Source organism: Pseudoalteromonas sp. 23_GOM-1509m, from assembly GCF_000518425.1.
Taxonomy (GTDB): domain Bacteria; phylum Pseudomonadota; class Gammaproteobacteria; order Enterobacterales; family Alteromonadaceae; genus Pseudoalteromonas; species Pseudoalteromonas tetraodonis.
In genome coordinates this window covers 58,994-78,837 of the sequence record NZ_JADO01000009.1, presented here as the reverse complement: position 1 = coordinate 78,837, position 19,844 = coordinate 58,994, and the positions used below count along the sequence as shown (strand labels likewise).

17 protein-coding genes are annotated in these 19,844 nt (G+C 40.7%); 11 read left to right on the top strand and 6 right to left on the bottom strand.

What is annotated here, in order from left to right:
- The first annotated feature begins 6 nt into the window (after positions 1–6).
- The 3 genes from N523_RS0102225 to N523_RS0102215 all read left to right on the top strand — a co-directional run bounded on the left by N523_RS0102225 (position 7) and on the right by N523_RS0102215 (position 1,670).
- Entirely contained in the window at positions 7–426 is a 420-nt protein-coding gene (locus tag N523_RS0102225; protein ID WP_013463126.1) for a thiol-disulfide oxidoreductase DCC family protein, read from the top strand.
- Positions 427–504: 78 nt separating this feature from the next.
- On the top strand, positions 505–783 hold the full coding sequence (ppiC, locus tag N523_RS0102220; RefSeq protein WP_008464312.1) for a peptidylprolyl isomerase PpiC: 279 nt from the start codon (positions 505–507) through the stop codon (positions 781–783).
- Positions 784–860: 77 nt separating this feature from the next.
- Complete coding sequence (locus N523_RS0102215; protein ID WP_028834138.1) at positions 861–1,670, top strand: substrate-binding periplasmic protein; 810 nt, start codon at positions 861–863, stop codon at positions 1,668–1,670.
- Between the two features lie 37 nt (positions 1,671–1,707).
- Here the strand turns inward: N523_RS0102215 and N523_RS0102210 are convergent, their stop codons facing one another.
- From N523_RS0102210 to N523_RS0102190, 5 genes are all read right to left on the bottom strand, one after another.
- On the bottom strand, positions 1,708–2,367 hold the full coding sequence (locus tag N523_RS0102210; protein WP_016899162.1) for a DsbA family oxidoreductase: 660 nt from the start codon (positions 2,365–2,367) through the stop codon (positions 1,708–1,710).
- Between the two features lie 119 nt (positions 2,368–2,486).
- Complete coding sequence (locus tag N523_RS0102205; protein WP_028834137.1) at positions 2,487–3,707, bottom strand: M24 family metallopeptidase; 1,221 nt, start codon at positions 3,705–3,707, stop codon at positions 2,487–2,489.
- A 138-nt stretch (positions 3,708–3,845) separates the two neighbouring features.
- Positions 3,846–4,454, bottom strand: a complete 609-nt coding sequence (locus tag N523_RS0102200; protein ID WP_024600947.1) for a flavin reductase family protein — start codon at positions 4,452–4,454, stop codon at positions 3,846–3,848.
- Between the two features lie 11 nt (positions 4,455–4,465).
- A complete protein-coding gene (locus N523_RS0102195) occupies positions 4,466–5,191 on the bottom strand; it encodes an SDR family NAD(P)-dependent oxidoreductase (protein ID WP_028834136.1) in 726 nt (241 codons plus the stop codon).
- On the bottom strand, positions 5,188–5,586 hold the full coding sequence (locus N523_RS0102190; protein ID WP_024600945.1) for a thiol-disulfide oxidoreductase DCC family protein: 399 nt from the start codon (positions 5,584–5,586) through the stop codon (positions 5,188–5,190). The genes N523_RS0102195 and N523_RS0102190 overlap by 4 nt, the downstream gene beginning before the upstream one ends.
- Before the next feature lie 120 nt (positions 5,587–5,706).
- On the opposite strand from N523_RS0102190, the gene ppc reads away from it, so the two are divergent.
- Both ppc and cdd read left to right on the top strand, forming a co-directional pair.
- Entirely contained in the window at positions 5,707–8,352 is a 2,646-nt protein-coding gene (gene ppc / locus N523_RS0102185; RefSeq protein WP_028834135.1) for a phosphoenolpyruvate carboxylase, read from the top strand.
- 124 nt (positions 8,353–8,476) lie between these two features.
- Complete coding sequence (gene cdd / locus N523_RS0102180; protein WP_024600943.1) at positions 8,477–9,406, top strand: cytidine deaminase; 930 nt, start codon at positions 8,477–8,479, stop codon at positions 9,404–9,406.
- Here cdd and udp read toward each other — a convergent pair.
- Complete coding sequence (udp, locus tag N523_RS0102175; RefSeq protein ID WP_008112319.1) at positions 9,395–10,150, bottom strand: uridine phosphorylase; 756 nt, start codon at positions 10,148–10,150, stop codon at positions 9,395–9,397. The genes cdd and udp overlap by 12 nt on opposite strands.
- Positions 10,151–10,562: 412 nt before the next feature.
- Between udp and N523_RS0102170 the strand changes: the two genes are divergently transcribed.
- From N523_RS0102170 to N523_RS0102145, 6 genes are all read left to right on the top strand, one after another.
- Complete coding sequence (locus N523_RS0102170) at positions 10,563–11,672, top strand: arginase family protein (RefSeq protein WP_013463135.1); 1,110 nt, start codon at positions 10,563–10,565, stop codon at positions 11,670–11,672.
- Positions 11,673–11,817: 145 nt separating this feature from the next.
- Positions 11,818–12,471: a substrate-binding periplasmic protein gene (locus N523_RS0102165; RefSeq protein WP_231485748.1), complete on the top strand. Its 654-nt coding sequence runs from the start codon at positions 11,818–11,820 to the stop codon at positions 12,469–12,471.
- Positions 12,472–12,591: 120 nt separating this feature from the next.
- Entirely contained in the window at positions 12,592–13,881 is a 1,290-nt protein-coding gene (locus N523_RS0102160) for a hemolysin family protein (protein WP_013463137.1), read from the top strand.
- 201 nt (positions 13,882–14,082) lie between these two features.
- Positions 14,083–15,246, top strand: coding sequence for an efflux RND transporter periplasmic adaptor subunit (locus N523_RS0102155; RefSeq protein ID WP_013463138.1), 1,164 nt, complete (start codon positions 14,083–14,085; stop codon positions 15,244–15,246).
- Positions 15,247–15,257: 11 nt separating this feature from the next.
- Entirely contained in the window at positions 15,258–18,389 is a 3,132-nt protein-coding gene (locus tag N523_RS0102150) for an efflux RND transporter permease subunit (RefSeq protein ID WP_013463139.1), read from the top strand.
- Positions 18,389–19,798, top strand: coding sequence for an efflux transporter outer membrane subunit (locus N523_RS0102145; RefSeq protein ID WP_028834133.1), 1,410 nt, complete (start codon positions 18,389–18,391; stop codon positions 19,796–19,798). The genes N523_RS0102150 and N523_RS0102145 overlap by 1 nt, the downstream gene beginning before the upstream one ends.
- Positions 19,799–19,844: the final 46 nt, after the last annotated feature.

Sequence of the window (19,844 nt, the reverse complement as noted above, 5' to 3'; positions counted from 1 at the left end):
CAATTAATGACTCATACCGCCGCGCTAATAAAAAGCCAAAAAATTATACTGTTCGACGCCCAGTGCAAGCTTTGTAGTGCGTGGTGTAATTTTATTATTGCTCACGATCCTCAGGCCATGTTTAAACTGTGCAGTGTACAATCGCCAAAAGGACAACAAATATTAATGCACTTTGGCTATTCGACAACTGATTTTGCCTCTATGGTTTACATTGAAAACGCTCAAGCATTTATACAAAGCCATGCATTTTTTGAGGTGATTAAACAGCTAGGCTATCCGTGGAAACTTAGTGGTATATTTAGTGTGTTGCCAAATCGTTTTAACAATTGGCTTTATGATAAAATTGCATCAAATCGATATACCTTATTTGGTAAATATCACTATTGCAGGATCCCTTCAAAGCAAGACCAAGCCCACTATTTATAAGTGCTTTAATAGATGCCTGAATGTATTGGCTGTGCTAAAATCGCGGCGTTTAAATTTAAGCATTAAAAAGGCACTTACATGGCAAATACGGCGCACGCACTGCATATTTTAGTAAAACATAAAGAGATTGCAGAAGACATCATCAAGCAATTAGGCAAAGGCGCAAAGTTTCAAACTTTAGCTAAAAAGTATTCGTCATGCCCATCGGGTAAAAAAGGCGGTGATTTAGGTGAGTTTAGACGAGGCCAAATGGTTCCACAGTTTGATAAGGTTGCCTTTAGTGGTGCAATTTTAGAACCGCATTTAGTAAAAACGAAATTTGGTTGGCATGTGATTAAGGTGCTTTATCGTACATAAACTAACGCAATTTTAAGTTGCCGCTATACTTATCATTTGTTTAGTTTGTTACATTGCTAAAGCAACTTGGAATAACTATGAAGCTTATTATTTTATGCTGCAGTTTAATTTTAATGGCAGTGTCATTTTTTGCCAGTAGCACTGAGCAAACGATCACCCTTAAGCTTGGCAAACCAAGCACCCAAGACATACCAAAAAACCACTATATTTTAACATTATTAGAAAAGAGCTTTGCAAAGGTTAATGTAAAGCTCAATATTGCTTATAGTCTTGAGCCAATGAATACTAAAAGAATTTTAGAAGAGCTCACACGTAACGATGATGTTAATTTAGCTTGGTTAACTTTGCCAAACTCCCTTGCAGAGCAAAGACATTTAATCCGCACAAGTTATCCTATTTATAATGGGCTGCATTCAAAGCGCTTGCTCATGGTTAAACAAAGCCGGTTGGGCGAATTTTCAGATATAAAAACCCTTGAACAACTAAAGCCGTTCATAGCCTTACAAAAGCAAAGTTGGTCTGATTATTATGTATTAAAAAACAATGGCTTAACAGTTAATGGTGATTTGAGTTATGAAAGCATGTTAAAAGCGTTAGATGAAGGACTTGGCGATTATTTTCCGCGTTCAGTAACTGCTATAAAAGCCGAAATACGTAAACATCCTCAGTATAACTTTGTTATTGAGCCTCATATTATGCTGCAATACGATAATTACTATTATTTTTACGCAAACGAAAATAACAAAGCAATCATTGAGTTATTAGAGCAAGGCTTAACAAAGTTAGCAGATAGCGGCGAGTTAAATGCGCTTTATGAGCACTATTATCGTGATGTTGAGGACGGGCTTAATTTAAATAACAGACGGGTGTTTAACTTAAAAAATTAATAAGGTTAGGCCGCAAAATGTAGCCTAACCCGAAAAATTATTGCTCCTGCTTGGCTTCTTCTTCACTTATTTGCTTAAGTGCTTGAATAAACGATTCACTCGGTTGCCCACCGGTAAGCGCGTACTTATCATTTATAATGAAAGTAGGTACTGAGGTTATTCCCATTTGTTTAAAGTTATTTTGCTCTTGGCGTACCGCTTGTACGTATTTATCTGAGTGTAAAATTTCTCTGGCTGTGTCTTTGTTAAGGCCGACTTTTTCTACCACATCCAGTAACGCATCTTCTTGATTTAAATATTTTAAATCGGTGAAGTGTGCTTCAAAAAACGCCAATTTCAGCTCAGTTTGTTTGCCTTCTTCACGCGCCCACATTAGCAAGCGGTGTAGATCAAAGCTGTTGATCATGATGCGTTTACCGTCAAAATTAAAGGTAAACCCAGCTCGTTCACCCGCATCCGCCATGTTTTGACGATTTCGCGCACTTTCTTCTTCAGTTAAACTGTATTTTTGCTGCAAGTGCTCGTTTAAGTCTTGTCCTTCAAGTGGCATATCTGGATTAAGCTCAAAAGGGTGCCATGTAATATCCGCACTCATTTCGTCTTTTAATTCTGCCAATGCGGTTTCTAAGTTTTTATACCCAATAATACACCATGGGCACATTACATCTGAGACGATATCAATTTTTAAGTTTTTCATAGGGATCCTTGAAGGATTGCTTTTTAATAACAATGGATATTGGGATGAAGTTTAGTTTATCAATCATTGAACATAAAAAGAGCAGCGAAAGTGCTGCTCGTTTATTGAATGTTTTCAGGTTAGCTGTTCAAGCCAAATGGGTCGTCAATGCTGTGGCTTGGCTGGGTAAACCAACGCGGGCCGTCATCTGTCATATAGAAGTGATCTTCTAATCTCACACCAAATTCATCTGGAATAACCAGCATTGGCTCGTTACTAAAACACATGCCTGTGGCAAGCGGGGTTTTATCGCCGCCCACTAAGTATGGCCATTCATGAATGTCTAAGCCAATACCATGGCCTGTGCGGTGTGGGCAACCTGGTGTTTGGTATTCAGGGCCTAAGCCTTGAGCTGCTAAGTAGCTGCGAGCTGCTTCGTCAACCGATTCACAGGTTTCGCCAAGGGCGGCTTGATTGAAAGCTGCTAACTGGGCCGCTTTTTCAAAATCCCAAAATAGGCGTTGGCGGCTGTTGGCTTCACCAAATACATAAGTGCGGGTAATATCAGAAAGGTAATCGTGTACTTTGCATCCGGTATCAATAAGCACCATGTCGCCTTTTTTCAAAATTTGTGGATCTTTTACACCATGTGGGAATGAGGTAGCAAGGCCAAACAATACAATACAGAAGTAATTTCCCGGGGCACCTACTTTTTGATGCGCTTTTTTTATAAATTCTTCGACTTCTACGGTGCTAATACCTTCATAAAGCATACTAGCGGTGGCTTTATGAACCGCTAAAGTCATATCCATGGCGCATTGCATTAATGCTAATTCATTGGCTGATTTATGCATTCTACAATGTGCGGTTACAGGTTGTGCGTTAACTAGTTTTAATCCTGAACTGGCTTTATTGATGCCATCAAAAATAAAAAACTGTGCGCTTTCATCAATGCCCACGGTAGCGGTGTCGCTAATATTAAGCTGTTTCAGCACTTTAACGAATAGCTCAAAAGGGTTCTCGTGTTCCTGCCAGCCGTGTATTGGGCCATCAATGACTTTAAAGCCATTTAAAGAGCCAATTTCAAAATGGGGGGCAATGTATTGCACCTCACCCATAGCGGGTAAAATAGCGCCGACTAGTCGTTCACTGGCGTACCATTTCATACCGGTAAAATACGTTAAGTTGGTACCTGCATTTAAATATATCGCATCAATATTATTAGCTTGCATATAAGCTTGCGCTTTGGCCATACGCACTAAATACTCATCGGCCTGAATTGGCGTTACTGAGTGGGTCATATTGCTTAAACTAGCAAGTGCTTGTTCGGGTGTGTGTGTACCAATACCAACTGTGGTCATATATTTCTCCTACAAAATTTTGCATAGTGTGTAGGCTAAATGCGTTCAATTCAAATTAATTGCGATTAGTGAACAAGGGATTGAACAAATAGGGGGAGTTATCAAGTCCCTCATTCCCAGGGACTTGATAACCTTGGGCTACTTTTTCGCGTAGGGTAAACGATTGAGCTTATTCGCCGTGTGGTAGCTATCTAATCCGGTTACTGCAACGGTATCGATGGCTTGTAAGTCTAAAAAGCCATCACTTTGGAGTGCTGATTTATCTACGTACACGTCCATTATTTCGCCAATAACCAGCTCAGTGCCATTAACAGCTAAATGCTGATTCTCTACAAATTTTACTGCGTATTTTAGTCGGCTTTGTGCAACAAAAGGCGCTTTAAAGTCGTTTAAGTACTCTGTTTTTAAACCCGTTGCATCAAACTCAGACTCATCTTTAGCGTAACGTGCCGATGTTTGGTGTGCCTGCTGGTAAATATCACTATTTACTTGGTTAATAGTATAAACGCCTGTTTCTATAATATTTTCGAATGTATGCCTTGGTACGCTGTGTGGACGCATTATCATGCCCACTAGTGGTGGGTGTGCGCCTAAATGAATAACTGAACTGACAATGGCTAGATTGGTATTACCTTGTAAGTCTTGTGTGCCAATTAAGTTTGCACTTTTAAACCCTGAAAGTGAGTTGATAAAGTGTGTACGGGTATGTTTTTCAAGTGCGGCTATGCGGTCTTTCGAAAAATGCATGTGTTTGTTCCTTACCATTTTATGGTGTTTCCTTGCCAATCTAGGTAGGCAGGTTCGCCGTTGAGTTCTAGCTGTGGGTTTTCGTAAGTAAATTTAAATAATTGCTGCGCGACAAAATCAGGGGTAAACAGTTTATCTGCGGGCACATTTTTTTGAAATGGCTTAGAGAGCTGTGTATCTGTAGTACCCGGGTGAAATAAAACAAGTTTGGTATTTTTAGCGCGACGAGCAAGTTCAATGGCGGCTGTTTTAAATAACATGTTCAGCGCAGACTTAGATGCGCGATAGGTATACCAGCCACCCAATTTATTGTCGTTAATACTGCCTACACGAGCGCTCAAAGCAGTAATTGTGCAGTGAGTTTTATGATTAAGCAGCGGCACTATACTTTGTAAGCACAGCAGGGGTACAAGCGTATTAGAGTGCAAAAGCTGCATAAAATAATCACTGTTAATTTCTTCGAGCTTTTTTTCCGGCATGTGCTGGTCGTTATGTAATTGACCATTAAATATTATTACCTGAGCAAGCTCAATTTGTTGTGACTTTAACGACTGGGTTAGCTCATTTAGGCTTTGCGCCGAGTAGTCGCTGTTGAAATAGGTTACCTTGTCATCATTATGCTCAATATTCGATGAGCTGACACAAATTATATTAAATTGTGTTGCTTGCTGATTTAAATGATTTACGTAGGATTGTGCAATGGCGCTACTGGCGCCAAATAAAATCACTGTTTTCATTTTTCACCTTTAGATTTCATATTGCATTGACCATTACTACACTGCGCATTGGGCATTAAAAAACGGCTAATGTGGTGACGATATTTTGCAAAAAAAGTGTAAGCATGATCGGCAAAAAAGCGAATTACTGGCAAACGAATTATTTTAAGCCAGCGGTATTTTCCAACGATGCGCCAAGCTTGATAAGTGACGTCTAAGCCGTAAATCATCTGCCCCTTATCAGTTTGGGCGTGCAATAAATCCATGGCATTTTGTTTATCAATTGCGGGAAAACGCTCACTAAAATCATCAGCGTTTAAATCTTCTAGTGTAATTTTATGATCAACATCGGCACGTTTTAAATGTTGCATTTCTGCATTGCACAGTGGGCAATTGCCATCGTAAAAAATGATCATGTTATCGCTTTGTGTTTATTTTACATATGCTTTTTTACGACAAGACAATGCAAATGGATCTATTAAATATTCCCTCTTAGTGATATTAATAGGTCTCCAAGAAACGAAGGAGAGCTAGAAATGAGTGAACAATATGCCGCCTTGCGAGGTAATGTTAATCTACTTGGTCAATTATTAGGACAAACTATTAAAGATGCCCAAGGACAAGAGATTTTAGATAAAGTAGAAGAAATTCGGGCTTTATCAAAATCATCTCGCAGTGGCAATGAAGCCGATCGCCAAGCGTTAATTGATGTACTCCATGCGCTCAGTGATGAGGAGCTTTTACCGGTTGCCCGTTCATTTAATCATTTTTTAAACTTAGCTAATGTTGCAGAGCAGTTTCATACCGTATCACGTTTTAATGATGTTGGTTTTTGCCAACTAAATCCTCTCACTCAAACATTAAAAACGTTAGCAGCAAAGGCCGAACAAGGTCAGCTTAATCATAATCATTTAGCCGACACACTCTCAAAACTCCACATAAACTTAGTACTAACCGCTCACCCAACCGAAGTGACTCGCCGTACTATTATTAACAAACATGTTGAACTAAGCGACTGTTTAGCATCACTTGAGCGCACCGATAACCTTGCGCAAGAGCGCGAAGCGATATTAAATCGAATTGCGCAGCTAATTAGCCAAGCTTGGCATACTGACGATATTCGTCGTTCTCGCCCAAGCCCTGTTGATGAAGCTAAATGGGGCTATGCGGTAATTGAAAATAGCTTATGGGATGCCGTGCCACGTTTTTTACGTGAGTTTAGCCAGCATGTTAAACAGCATTTGAGCCTTGAGCTACCAGCTAACTACAGTCCGATAGAATTTATGTCATGGATGGGGGGGGATCGAGATGGTAACCCGTTTGTAACCGCCGAGGTGACAAAGCAAGTACTCGATCATGGCCGTTGGATGGCGCTGGATTTATACCAGCGTGATTTAGAAACTTTGTGTGCTGAACTTTCTATGTCTGATGCCAGCGATGAGCTTATTAAACTGGCAGGGCAAGAGTTTGAACCTTATCGAGCCGTGCTTAAAGAGCTTAAAAATCAAGTGGCTGAAACAGTAATGTACTTAAGCGCTAAAATTAAAAATAAGCGTACTGAGTCGCAAGATTTAATTACTGATATTAACCAAATTAAGCACCCAATTGAGGTGTGTTATCGCTCATTATTAAAATGCAATATGCAAGTGGTTGCTGATGGCTTGCTATTAGATGTGATCCATCGTGTAAATAGCTTTGGTTTGCGTTTGGCTAAACTGGATGTGCGACAAGATTCGTCAAGACACAGCGATGTGTTTTCAGAATTAACTCGTCATTTAGGTATTGGCGATTACAATCAATGGGAAGAGCAAGACAAACAAGCTTTTTTACTGACAGAGCTAAATTCACGTCGTCCGCTTATTCCTAGGCATTGGCAACCAAGTCCAGAAGTGCAAGAGGTGCTCGACACCTTTGATGTTATTGCACAGCAAGATGAAAAAACCTTTGGTTTATACATTATCTCTATGGCACGAACCGCCTCTGACATATTAGCAGTGCAGCTATTACTTAAAGAGTCTGGCTGTGGTTTTGAACTGCCCGTGGCGCCTTTATTTGAAACCTTGGACGATTTAAACGATGGCCACAACGTCATCACTACGCTTTTAAATAACGAGTGGTACCGTGGACACATCAAAAACACCCAAAATGTAATGATTGGCTATTCAGACTCAGCCAAAGATGCAGGCATGATGGCTGCTGGTTGGGCACAATATGAGGCAATGGATAAGCTCGTACAACTAGCGGATGAACGCGGTATTGAGCTTATTTTATTCCATGGACGTGGTGGTACGGTTGGACGTGGTGGTGCGCCTGCTGCACAAGCATTGCATTCTCAGCCGCCGGGGTCGTTAAAAGGCGGGCTTAGGGTAACAGAGCAAGGTGAGATGATCCGCTTTAAGTTTGGATTACCCAATGTGGCATTACAAAGCTTAAATATTTATGCAGGTGCGGTACTACAAAGTAATTTATTGCCACCACCAGAGCCTAAATCACAGTGGCGCGAAGTAATGGCATTAATTAGCGATGTGTCGTGTGAGCATTACCGTAATGTGGTGCGCCACGATGAAAACTTTGTGCCTTACTTTAGAATGGCGACACCTGAATTAGAACTGTCAAAACTACCGTTAGGCTCAAGGCCTGCAAAACGAAATCCAAATGGAGGGGTTGAGAGCTTACGTGCTATTCCATGGATTTTTGCGTGGAGTCAAAACCGGTTAATGTTACCTGCATGGTTAGGTGCATTAAGTGGACTTAAAGCCGCGCTTGAAAAATATGGGATTGAAACCTTAAGCGAAATGAGTTTGCAATGGCCGTTCTTTAGAGCACGTTTAGAAATGCTAGAAATGGTATTTAGTAAAGCGGATAGCTGGTTGAGTGAGCATTACGATAATGCGCTGGTGGAAGAGATGTATAAGCCTTTAGGTGTTGCCTTGCGAGAGGAACTTGGTGAGGCGATGACGTTAGTGCAATCATTAAGCCCACAAAAAAGCTTATTGGCTGATCAGCCTTGGATCAAAGAGTCTATTGGGCTTAGAAATCCATACACCGACCCGCTTAATGTATTACAAGTTGAGTTATTACGTCGCTCTCGCGGCGATGATAAAGGCAATGAAAACGATATAGACAATGCCTTGATGATCACTATGACCGGTATTGCAGCGGGTATGCGAAATACAGGTTAATTTTTATTTTAATAAAATAAAAAAAGGGAACACGCGACGTGTTCCCTTTTTTTACGTTGAATAGGCTGGTATTTAGTTTGCCAACCTTTTACACTACTTAGCCATTGAACAAATAAAAACTATTATGGCTTCAGCAACTTTTAAAGTGCAACATAATACAGCACTTAGCAATTCACACATTTCATTAAACGTAGCGCAAACTCAAGCTCTACGCAGTCAATTAAAAACTCAACGCGGTATTTTATATTCAAGCGATATTAAAGCGCTTTGCACCGAGCTTAATGTTAGCGACGATGCATTATTACAAGGCTTAGTGCCTATGGCTTCAGAGTTTTCGGTTGCACCTATTTCCAAATTTCATGTCGGCGCAATTGTAAAAGGGCTCGATTCACAAGGAAACACCACTTTTTACTTTGGCGCTAACGCTGAGTTTGACCATCAAGCACTTAGTTTAGTGGTGCACGGTGAGCAATCTGCAATTAATAATGCCTGGTTAAATGGCGGTAAAAAAATTCTTAAAATAGCGATTAGTGATGTCCCATGTGGGTACTGTCGTCAATTTATGAATGAACTCGCTGATGCGAAAGAGCTTGATATTTTACTGCCAGCACAAAACTTTAAATTGGCAGAGTTATTACCTCATTCATTTGGACCAACCGATTTAGGCAATGAGCACAGCTTATTTAACCCAGCAGAGCAAACTAATTGTTTTGAAAACAAACAACTTGATGAAAAGCTGATGAGCTATGCTTTAGCGGCTTATGTGCCATACAGCCAAAATTACAGTGCAGTAAAAATAAGTACGTTTGAAAACGGTGATTTTTATGGCAGCTATGCAGAAAATGCAGCGTACAGCCCGAGTTTATCGCCATTACAAAGTGCTGTGAGTCAGTTGTTTTTAGCAGGACTGAGCTTTGATAAGCAAACAGTTAAATCAGTTACGTTATTAGAAACGGCTGGTCATGAAAACCAATCAGGGGTGGCAAAAGCCGTGTTAGCAAGCTTTACTGGCTTGCCAACACTTGAGGTTATTAGCGCAACATTAGCCAAGTAACACTTTAGCGGCTTCAAGTACCACGGCAACCGATTTTTTCTCAATCTCGCCGTGGTCTACGTTAGGAATTTCTTGACGTGTTCTATTTACTAATACACCTGCAACACAGGCTGCTTGTAGGCCAAGAGCGGCACACATAGTAAATAAAGTAGCCGATTCCATTTCGTAGTTCATCACGCCTAGTTTTTGCCATTCTTCACAGCTACCCTGTAATGACTTAGGAACATAACCAGAATGCGTATCGTAACGCTCTTGTCCTGGGTAGAAGGTATCGCTTGAAGCGGTGATACCGATATGAAAATCGATGTTTAGGTTTTCACAGGCTTTTACCATCGCTTGAGTGGCAAAAAAATCAGAAACAGCAGGGTAGCACAGCGGTGCAAAATGCTGACTCGCGCCATCCAAACGAACTGAGGCTTGGCTAATTAAAATATCGCCTTCGTTAATGTGCGGCTGAATCGCGCCTGTTGTGCCAATGCGAAGAAAGCTACGTACGCCAAGTTGAGCCAGTTCTTCAACCGCAATTGACGTTGAAGGGCCGCCGATACCGGTTGAACATACAACCACTGAGTGGCCGTTTAATTGGCCTAAATAAATGTGAAACTCACGCGTTTGAGCAAGGCAGGTTGGATTATCTAAGAACTGTGAAATGCGCGCTGCACGATCTGGATCCCCTGGAACAATAGCCAGTTTTGCACCTTTTAAATCATCAATACACAGTCCTAAGTGAAATACCTTTTCCATAACTAAGCCTTTTTAATAAGAGTTGTTGTCAATTTAACATGATTACGAGAAACCTAAATGAAGTACAGGACGGATGTCCGTATTGATTTATTCATCAACTCTGAATATTCAATCAATGGCTAAAATTACTAACAAAATGAGCCAGTTGACTTGTTTGCTCAGACACTATATTCATACCTCAGAGCAAACCAGTAGCTAGCCAAAAGAGTTGTTAGCTAAATTTTAAATTGTTTATATTCATAAGGTTAGTTAGTAGGTTTTGTATTGTTTTGCCACTGACCTAACCTCGCAAAACACAACGTTCAGTGATTTTTATAACCACAGACAATTAATTTTTAATTTATTCAGCGTTCGTCGTTTTGCATAACTACTCAATAATAGACAAGATATTCAGATTGAAAAAGGGTTTACAATGAGCACACAATTTCAAGCATTTAAAAATAAAGTTGAACACTGTTTATGTGCACCTGGCGACGGTGTATTTACGGTTAATACGGCAAAAGAACGCAAAGCAGCACTCAGAAATAAATTATATGGCCAAACTGAAAATGTCGATGCTTTATGGCGTGACTCGCTAAATGAATTACCTAACTCACCCCACAAAGCGGTTATGCTGGGGATTAGCTCTGATTGTGGTGGTGGTATTTTACGCGGTGCAAACTGGGGGCCTTTATTTTTACGTTCAGCTTTAATTGACCAGCAAACACAGTGTCGTTCATTTGATTTAGGTGATGTGCGCGTAATACCGCATTTATTACACGATAAATACTTAAACGAGGCAACAATTACCAATTGCCAAAAAGCGCTTTATGGCAATGACAATAACGATCATTTCGTAAGTCCACTGTCTATTACCGAAGATGTATGTGACAGCTTTTATGCAACATTCCAAGATAAAGGCATTTTTGGCATTGGTGGCGATCATTCTATTAGTTACCCGCTGACAAAAGCGTACTTAAAAGCCAAACGCGAGCAAGGTAAACGTACGGCAATTATTCATTTTGATGCTCACACCGACTTACTCGTAGAGCGTTTGGGTATCGATTTATGTTTTGGCTCTTGGTGTACCCATATTTTAGAATTTTTACCCGCGCCACATCATTTAATTCAATTTGGTATTCGCTCAAGTGGTAAGCCTAAATCACATTGGGAAAGTACCTTTGGCGTTAAACAGCACTGGGCTGCTGAAATTATTGAGCGTGGCGCAGCCGCTGTTGCTGCCGATACAATCGCGCAACTAAAGGCTGACAAGGTTGATGAAGTGTATGTAAGCTTTGATATTGACGCACTAGATGCTCAATTTGCCTCAGCAACAGGTACACCTGAAGAAAATGGATTAACACCACAGCATGCGCTTGATATTTTGTCAGCCATTGCCGATGAGTTTCCAATAACCGGTGCAGATATGATGGAAATCGCGCCGTTTACCGACAGCTCATTAGTGGGTCAATCAAGCTCAGAGACGACGCTTAGAGAAGGCGCTAAAATTTCAGCATTCTTAATTGCAGCAATGAATCGTTAATCCTAAAGGTCAAAATTGGCTATTTGTAAATAATCCGCTATATTAAATTTGCTTTTATCAAAAAAGTAACATCTTAAATTTTATATAGTGGGTTATTGTGACTAAGTGGTATTGTGTATTATTGCTCATTGTAAGTCATCATTGTGTGGCTAAACTTACTGTTGTAACAGAGAACTTCGCGCCTGCGCAGTATCTGGACGCGAATAACAATTTAGTAGGTGATGCTGCCGATAAAGTCCGATTAGTGCTTGATAGCGTAGGTATTGATTATTCAATTTCTGTAAACGATTGGAGTATGGCTTACAATATTGCACTGAGAGATCCCCAAACCTGTATATTTTCTATTTCTCGTTCGCCTGAGCGGGAACATAATTTTATTTGGTTTGCTAAGCTTGCCCAATTTGACACTAATTTTTACTCCCTTAAAAGCAAAGGTATTTCCTTAACTAATTTAGAGCAGGCAAAGCAATACCGTATTGCGGTTTTAAAAGATAACTACAGCCATCATTACTTACTTTCAAAGGGCTTTAAAGAAAACGAAAATTTAATGCTGTTTAGTAGTTTTGATAATATTTTTAAGATAATCCAAACCCGAAGTTCGAGTATTGATTTAGTTGTTATACCAGCGCAGCGAATAAACCATGAACAATCTCATTTATTAAATAAATTACAACTCGAATTACTCATGCCCATCAATGCCCATCAAGCCCCTTTATATTTCGCCTGTAATAAAAATCTACCCGATAACGTAAAGCAACAACTTAGCGCGGCTTTTTCTTCATATGAGTCTAAACTATAAATATTAAGCTTTTGATTTTTATTAGTTATTAATATTATTTAAATATCAATTGCCCTGTCTATAAAAGCGTCTATAATCCAGCTGCTTTTGCTTGTAAAAGCGATTATTTTGGAGTTATAAATGGGTGATTTAATCGGGATTGCGTTATTAATCTTGATGAGTGCGTTATTTGCGATGTCAGAAATTTCGATTGCCGCTTCACGCAAAATTAAGTTAAGAGTAATGGCGGACGAGGGCAATGTGCACGCTTTGGCGGTTTTAAAGCTGCAAGAGCAGCCTGGGGCTTTTTTCGCCATGATCCAAATTACGCTCAATGCGATTGCGATATTAGGCGGGATTGTTGGCGAGCAAGCATTGTCTCCTTACATGCAAGAAATACTACAGCTGTTTTATCAAGGTCCATTACTTGGGCAAATTAGCTTTGTATTATCGTTTTTAATTATTACCTCGTTATTTATTTTATTTGCCGATTTACTACCAAAGCGTTTAGCGATGATTTTACCTGAGGCCGTTGCCGTGAGGGTGGTGACAATTATGCGCTGGGTTACTTTTGCGCTCACGCCACTGGTATTATTTTTTAATGGCTTAACCAATATTGTTTTACGGGTGTTTAAAGTGCCCAGTGAACGTGAAGATATTGTGACCACTGAAGATATTGTTGCGATGATGGATGCTGGTGCTGAATATGGCAGTTTACAGCAACAAGAGTATGATTTAATAGGAAATGTATTTGATTTAGAAGCGCGTTTTTTATCAAGCGTTATGTCACCGCGTGAGCAAATTGTTTATTTTGATATTGATGAATCTAGCGACGATATAGCAAATAAAATTATAGATCATCCGCACAATCACTTTTTAGTGTGCAAAGGTAATCTTGATAAGTTAATTGGCTCTGTTGAGTCTAAAGATATTTTACGCCAAGTACTCAAAGGTGAGGCGGCAAATATTAACGATGACATGCTTGATAAAGATATTTTTTACTTGCCCGAAACATTGAGTTTATCTGAAGCGTTAAATGCGTTTAAAACCGCTGTGCATCCTTTTGCGGTGGTAGTTAATGAGTATGCTTTGGTGGTTGGGATTGTTACGGTTAAAGATTTAATGAAAGGTTTTATGGGCGATTTAATTACTCATCAAAGTGAAGAGTTAATTATTGAACGCGACGCGAGTTCTTGGTTAGTGGATGGCTTAACCCCGATTGTTGAGCTGGCGAAGGTACTTGAAATTGATGAATTTCCTGATCAAAATCATTATGAAACTGTGGCCGGATATTTAATTTATACCATGAAACATATTCCTAAACGCGCAGAGTTTGTTTTATTTGCAGGTTTTAAATTTGAAGTTGTGGACGTGGAAGGAATTCGTATTGAGCAGTTACTAGTCTCTAGAGTTAATACTGACAACGAATAATGACAGCCAACATAGCTTAATAGCAGCCAATGAAAGTTCATTGGCTGCTTTTTTTATGGGTGTTGCTTAAATAACTCAGCTATTGTTTGTGTTACTTATCTATTCAATTGTAAAAATGTGTAAATGTTGCTCAGTGGCTATTTTTAATTGCTGTACTATAGTTTAGAATGATCGTTCATTCTAAACTAAAAGGTATTTGACATGCAGCGTTCCCGCATCGCTTTTTTTGTATTTTCGGCCCTCGTTGGTTCTGTTGCTTTAAGTGGTTGTGATCAGGTAGCTGAACAACCTAAGGCTTCTGCTCCTGCAGCGACACCTGTTGGTGTGGTCACCTTAACAAGCCAAGCTATTACACTTAAAAAAGAATTACCAGGGCGTGTTAGTGCGTTTCAAATTGCTGAAATTCGTCCTCAAGTCAGTGGTATTGTTCAATCTCGCTTATTTGAAGAAGGCACACAGGTTGAGCAAGGCCAAGCGCTTTATCAAATTAATCCTGACATTTTTGAAGCAGAACTCGCAGCCAGCAAAGCGGCCGTTGCGCGCGCAGAGGCTAGTATTGCAAGCAGTAAATCTAAAGCGTCGCGTTATAAAGAATTGCTAGAAATTAAAGCGGTAAGCCAGCAAGACTTTGATGAAGCCGATGCAGCATACAAGCAAGCATCTGCAGAACTATTAACGGCAAAAGCACAGTTACAAAGCGCGCAAATTAATCTTGATTATAGCCATGTTTCTTCGCCAATTAGCGGCCAAATTAGTAAATCAAGTGTCACTGTCGGGGCACTAGTTAGCGCAGCTCAAACCACAGCATTGGCAACCGTTACTCAGCTTGATCCAATTTATGTAGATTTAACCCAATCAAGTAATGAACTAACTAAGCTAAAAAGAGCATTGGCATCGGGTTCTTTAGGGGTTGATTCAACCACGCAAACAGATGTTGAACTTATTATGGAAGATGGCTCTGCGTATCCTCATAAGGGAACATTACAGTTCTCTGAAGTGACGGTTGACCCAAGTACGGGTTCGGTAACGTTACGCGCGAAGTTTCCAAACCCTGAAAAACTATTGCTACCTGGTATGTATGTACGTGCTGAGGTTGTTGAAGGGGTGAAATCTAATGCAATTCTCGCTCCTCAACGCGGCGTTAGCCGCAATACTAAAGGCGAACCTACGGCTATGGTTGTTAGCAAAAACAACACCGTTGAAAGCCGTGTATTAAAGGTAGAGCGTACTTTGGGCGCTAACTGGTTGGTAACCGACGGTCTAGCTGATGGCGATCAATTGATTGTAGAAGGGCTACAGAAAATTCGCCCTGGTGCACCGGTTGCTGCATCACAAGTACAGTCATCAGCAAATAACAGCCAATAACGGAGAATTTCATGTCACGATTTTTTATCGACAGGCCTATTTTTGCATGGGTACTGGCTATTGTGGTGATGCTTGCAGGTATTATTGCGGTTAAAAGTTTACCCGTTGCTCAGTATCCGTCAATTGCACCGCCTGCTATTACGATTACTGCTAACTACCCTGGTGCTTCTGCGCGTACTTTAGAGGACTCGGTGACCCAGGTTATTGAGCAAAAAATGAAAGGCTTAGATGGCTTGTTGTATATGTCATCGACCTCTGAATCAAGTGGTTCAGCAACATTGACTCTTACCTTTGATGCAGAAACTAACCCTGATATTGCACAAGTACAAGTGCAAAATAAACTAGCAACAGCTACGCCGTTATTACCTGAAGAAGTGCAACGACAGGGTGTGGTAGTTGCTAAGTCATCGTCTAGTTTTTTACTCGTTGTTGGTTTTGTATCGCAAGATGGCAGTATGACCAACATTGACATTGGTGATTATGTGTCATCAAACGTGCAAGATATTGTAGCGCGTGTCGATGGGGTGGGCGAAGTACAATTGTTTGGCTCTCAATATGCAATGCGTATTTGGCTCGATCCGGCTAAGTTACAAAGTTATAAACTAACGCCAAACGATATCTCTGCGGCAATAAAAGCACAAAATGCGCAAGTGTCGGCAGGTCAGCTCGGTGGTATGCCGTCATTGGCTGGTCAACAGCTTAATGCAACGGTAACGGCCCAAAGCCGATTACAAACACCTGAGCAGTTTAAAGACATTTTAGTTAAAACCAACAGCGATGGTTCGGTAGTGCGTTTACAAGATGTTGCTGATGTTGAACTCGGTGGTGAAAACTATGGTGTTGTAGCGCGCTTTAATGGTAAACCGGCATCGGGTTTAGGGGTTAAATTAGCCAGTGGCGCAAACGCCTTAGATACAGCACAAGGTGTAAAAGATGCACTTGAAGAACTTAAACCATTTTTTCCAGAAGGTTTAGAGGCGGTTGTGCCTTATGACACTACTCCTTTTGTTGCATTATCAATCGAAAAAGTAGTACATACCCTAATCGAAGCGGTTGTTTTGGTATTTGTTGTAATGTACTTATTTTTACAAAACTTCAGAGCAACTATTATTCCAACCATTGCGGTGCCTGTCGTATTGCTAGGTACGTTTGGTATTCTATTTACCTTTGGGTATTCCATTAATACCCTCACGATGTTTGCGATGGTACTGGCCATTGGTTTACTCGTAGATGATGCGATTGTTGTTGTCGAAAACGTTGAGCGTTTAATGACCGAAGAAAAGCTCTCTGCGGTTGAAGCAACGCGAAAATCGATGGATGAAATTAAAGGAGCACTGGTAGGTATTGCGATGGTGCTGTCGGCTGTATTTATTCCGATGGCATTCTTTAGTGGCTCTACTGGGGTTATTTATCGTCAGTTCTCTATTACCTTAGTGTCGGCGATGGGGCTGTCGGTACTGGTTGCGCTTATTTTAACTCCCGCACTGTGTGCTACGTTATTAAAGCCTAGCCATGTTCACACCGATGGTAGCTTTATTGGTCGTTTTTTCTCAGGCTTTAACCGTGGTTTTGATAAAACCAATAAAGGTGCGCAAGGTTTTGTTGGCCGCATGATCAAGCATTCTAAGCGCTACTTGCTTAGCTATGCATTAATTGTAGGCGGCATGGTGGCTATTTTTTCAAACTTACCAACGGCATTTTTACCTGATGAAGACCAAGGTATTTTGTTTAACCAAGTAATGCTTCCTGCAGGCTCTACTACAGAGCAAACGCTTGAAGTGGTTAAAAAAGTTGAAAACCATTATTTAGAAGATCAATCTGAAGCCGTTAGTTCAATTTTTACGGTAACAGGTTTTAGTTTTGCAGGCTCTGGACAAAACTCAGCAATTGGCTTTGTTAGCTTAAAGCACTGGGATGAGCGCCAACGTGACGACCTATCAGTGGGCGCCGTTGCAGGAAAAGGCATGGGGTATTTTTCAACGATTAAAGAGGCATTTGTATTTGCATTTCCACCTCCGGCGATTGTTGAACTCGGTACCGCAAATGGCTTTAATATGTTTTTACAAGACCGTGTCGGTTTAGGTCATGATGAGCTATTAAAAGCGCGTAATCAGTTATTAGGTATGGCGAGTCAAAGTCCAATACTGGCAGGTGTTCGCCCTAATGGGCAAGAAGATATGCCTGAGTTACAGCTGGATATTGATCTTGCAAAAGCAGAAGCGCTTGGTGTGTCGCAAGGTGATATTAATAGTACGCTTTCGACGGCGTGGGGTAGTAGTTATGTAAATGACTTTATCGACCGTGGTCGCGTGAAAAAAGTATACCTGCAAGGTCAAGCCGATGCGAGAATGGTGCCTGAGGACTTAAACAAATGGTATGTGCGTAATAAAAACGGCGATATGGTGCCATTTTCAGCATTTGCTAGTTCTTATTGGTCTTATGGTTCGCCTCGCTTGGAAAGGTATAACGGCTTTTCAGCAATGGAAATCCAAGGCAGTGCAGCGCCAGGCTACAGTACAGGTCAAGCCATGGATGAAATGGAGCGTTTAGTTAAGCAGTTACCACAAGGTATTGCTTCTGAATGGACTGGTATTTCATATCAAGAGCGATCAAGTGGCGGTCAAGCGCCGTTGTTATATGGATTATCACTGTTATTTGTATTTTTATGTTTAGCAGCGCTTTATGAAAGTTGGTCAGTACCATTTGCAGTAATGATGATTGTGCCACTGGGTATTTTTGGTGCGATTGTAGCCGCCTTTATGGGTAACTTATCAAACGATATTTACTTACAAGTGGGTTTATTAACCACCATAGGTTTAGCCTCTAAAAATGCCATTTTAATCGTTGAGTTTGCGATTCATAAAATGGAAGAAGGCTTAAGCTTAGTTGACTCGGCGATTGCCGCTGTACGCCTTCGCTTACGTCCTATTTTAATGACCTCAATGGCCTTTGTGTGTGGTGTGCTTCCATTAGCTATTGCCTCAAGTGCTGGTTCAGGTGCACAAAATGCATTAGGTATTTCAATTATTGGTGGAACACTTGCCGCCTCGTCATTGGTTGTTATTTTTGTACCGTTGTTTTTTGTTTTAGTACGTAGACTGTTTTCAGGAAAGGCTAAAACCACCTCCGAGGAGGAAGTATAATGAGTTTAAGAGCAATCAGTTTTAGTGCTTTTACTTTAGCAATTTTATCTGGATGTCAGTTAGCTCCTCAACAAGAAGCGCTAAATTTACCTGTCCCTGATGCGTATGCATCAGAGACAGGGGATGAGCAGGTGTCCTCGTTAAAATGGCAGCAGTTTTTTAATGATGAAAAACTTAAAACACTGATATCACAAAGTCTTGAACATAATAAAGACCTACAAATAGCTGCTTTAAATGTTCAGCGCGTGCGTGGTTTGTATCAGATTGAAGATTCAGCGTTATATCCATCACTGGATTTTAATGCATCAGGAAGTCGTCAGCGTTTACCCAGCGATTTATCAGCAAGTGGTCAACCACAAATAAGTTCTCAATACAGTGCAACGGTAGGCATGACGGCTTACGAGTTAGATTTATGGGGTAAAGTACGCAATCAGTCAGAGCAAGCATTACAAACGCTTTATTCAACTCAGCTGAGCGAATACACCATGCAAGTGTCGTTAATTACAGAGCTTGCTAATGCCTGGTTAAATTACGCGACCGATCAACAGTTGTTAGCGTTGGCACAAGAGACGTTATCATCGCAGCAAGCATCCTTATCATTAACCCAAAAAAGTGTTGATTTAGGTGCCGCTTCTAAAATTACGCTGGAACAGCTTAAAAGTACGGTAGCCACAGCGAAAGTTGATATTGCTAAATACCAACGTTTAGTGAAACGCGATAAAAACGCGCTTGATTTATTAGTAGGTAAAACGGTAGGTGAGGATTTACTGCCAAGTAAGTCATTAAATTATTTATTAGACTTGCCTAGTGTGCCTGTGGGTTTACCTTCTGATTTACTAACGCAGCGACCAGATATAAAAGCAGCAGAGCATCAGCTGTTAGCCGCTAACGCTAACATTGGTATTGCCCGTGCAGCGTTTTACCCGAGCATTAGTTTAACTGCCAATGCAGGAACTGCATCACGTGATTTAAGTAATTTATTTGATGCAGGCTCAGGCACATGGAGCTTCATGCCATCGGTAAATTTACCTATTTTTAATATGGGTCGAAATCAAGCAAATTTAGATGTCGCTAACGCAGAGCAACAAGTTGCTGTAGCAACGTACCAGCAAAAAATACAGCAAGCATTTCGTGAAGTTGCTGATGTACTTGCGGATAGAGAAGGCTATAACGCACAGTTAATGGCTCTTGAGGAGTTATTACAAAGCCGAAAGACAACCTTTGAATTATCGCAGGCGCGCTACGACAAAGGGGTTGATAGCTTTTTACAAGTGCTTGACGCTCAGCGAACTTGGTATAGCGCAAGGCAGCAATTGATCACGGGCCAACAAGCTGTGCTTGCAAGCCAAATCAATTTATACAAAGCGGTTGGCGGTGGCTGGCAGACCACTACTTCAACCGTTAAGTAAATTAGTACGCATAAAGCCTGTTAACAATAAAAGGTTTTATGCGTGA

Bases quoted from the DNA above. Each gene is read 5' to 3' on its own strand.
- N523_RS0102195 (WP_028834136.1), bottom strand. From the start codon at position 5,191: ATGAAAACAGTGATTTTATTTGGCGCCAGTAGCGCCATTGCACAATCC.
- N523_RS0102190 (WP_024600945.1), bottom strand. From the start codon at position 5,586: ATGATCATTTTTTACGATGGCAATTGCCCACTGTGCAATGCAGAAATG.
- N523_RS0102155 (WP_013463138.1), top strand. From the start codon at position 14,083: ATGCAGCGTTCCCGCATCGCTTTTTTTGTATTTTCGGCCCTCGTTGGT.
- N523_RS0102160 (WP_013463137.1), top strand. From the start codon at position 12,592: ATGGGTGATTTAATCGGGATTGCGTTATTAATCTTGATGAGTGCGTTA.
- ppiC (WP_008464312.1), top strand. From the start codon at position 505: ATGGCAAATACGGCGCACGCACTGCATATTTTAGTAAAACATAAAGAG.
- udp (WP_008112319.1), bottom strand. From the start codon at position 10,150: ATGGAAAAGGTATTTCACTTAGGACTGTGTATTGATGATTTAAAAGGT.
- cdd (WP_024600943.1), top strand. From the start codon at position 8,477: ATGGCTTCAGCAACTTTTAAAGTGCAACATAATACAGCACTTAGCAAT.
- N523_RS0102225 (WP_013463126.1), top strand. From the start codon at position 7: ATGACTCATACCGCCGCGCTAATAAAAAGCCAAAAAATTATACTGTTC.
- N523_RS0102170 (WP_013463135.1), top strand. From the start codon at position 10,563: ATGAGCACACAATTTCAAGCATTTAAAAATAAAGTTGAACACTGTTTA.
- N523_RS0102205 (WP_028834137.1), bottom strand. From the start codon at position 3,707: ATGACCACAGTTGGTATTGGTACACACACACCCGAACAAGCACTTGCT.
- N523_RS0102150 (WP_013463139.1), top strand. From the start codon at position 15,258: ATGTCACGATTTTTTATCGACAGGCCTATTTTTGCATGGGTACTGGCT.
- N523_RS0102145 (WP_028834133.1), top strand. From the start codon at position 18,389: ATGAGTTTAAGAGCAATCAGTTTTAGTGCTTTTACTTTAGCAATTTTA.
- ppc (WP_028834135.1), top strand. From the start codon at position 5,707: ATGAGTGAACAATATGCCGCCTTGCGAGGTAATGTTAATCTACTTGGT.
- N523_RS0102215 (WP_028834138.1), top strand. From the start codon at position 861: ATGAAGCTTATTATTTTATGCTGCAGTTTAATTTTAATGGCAGTGTCA.
- N523_RS0102210 (WP_016899162.1), bottom strand. From the start codon at position 2,367: ATGAAAAACTTAAAAATTGATATCGTCTCAGATGTAATGTGCCCATGG.
- N523_RS0102200 (WP_024600947.1), bottom strand. From the start codon at position 4,454: ATGCATTTTTCGAAAGACCGCATAGCCGCACTTGAAAAACATACCCGT.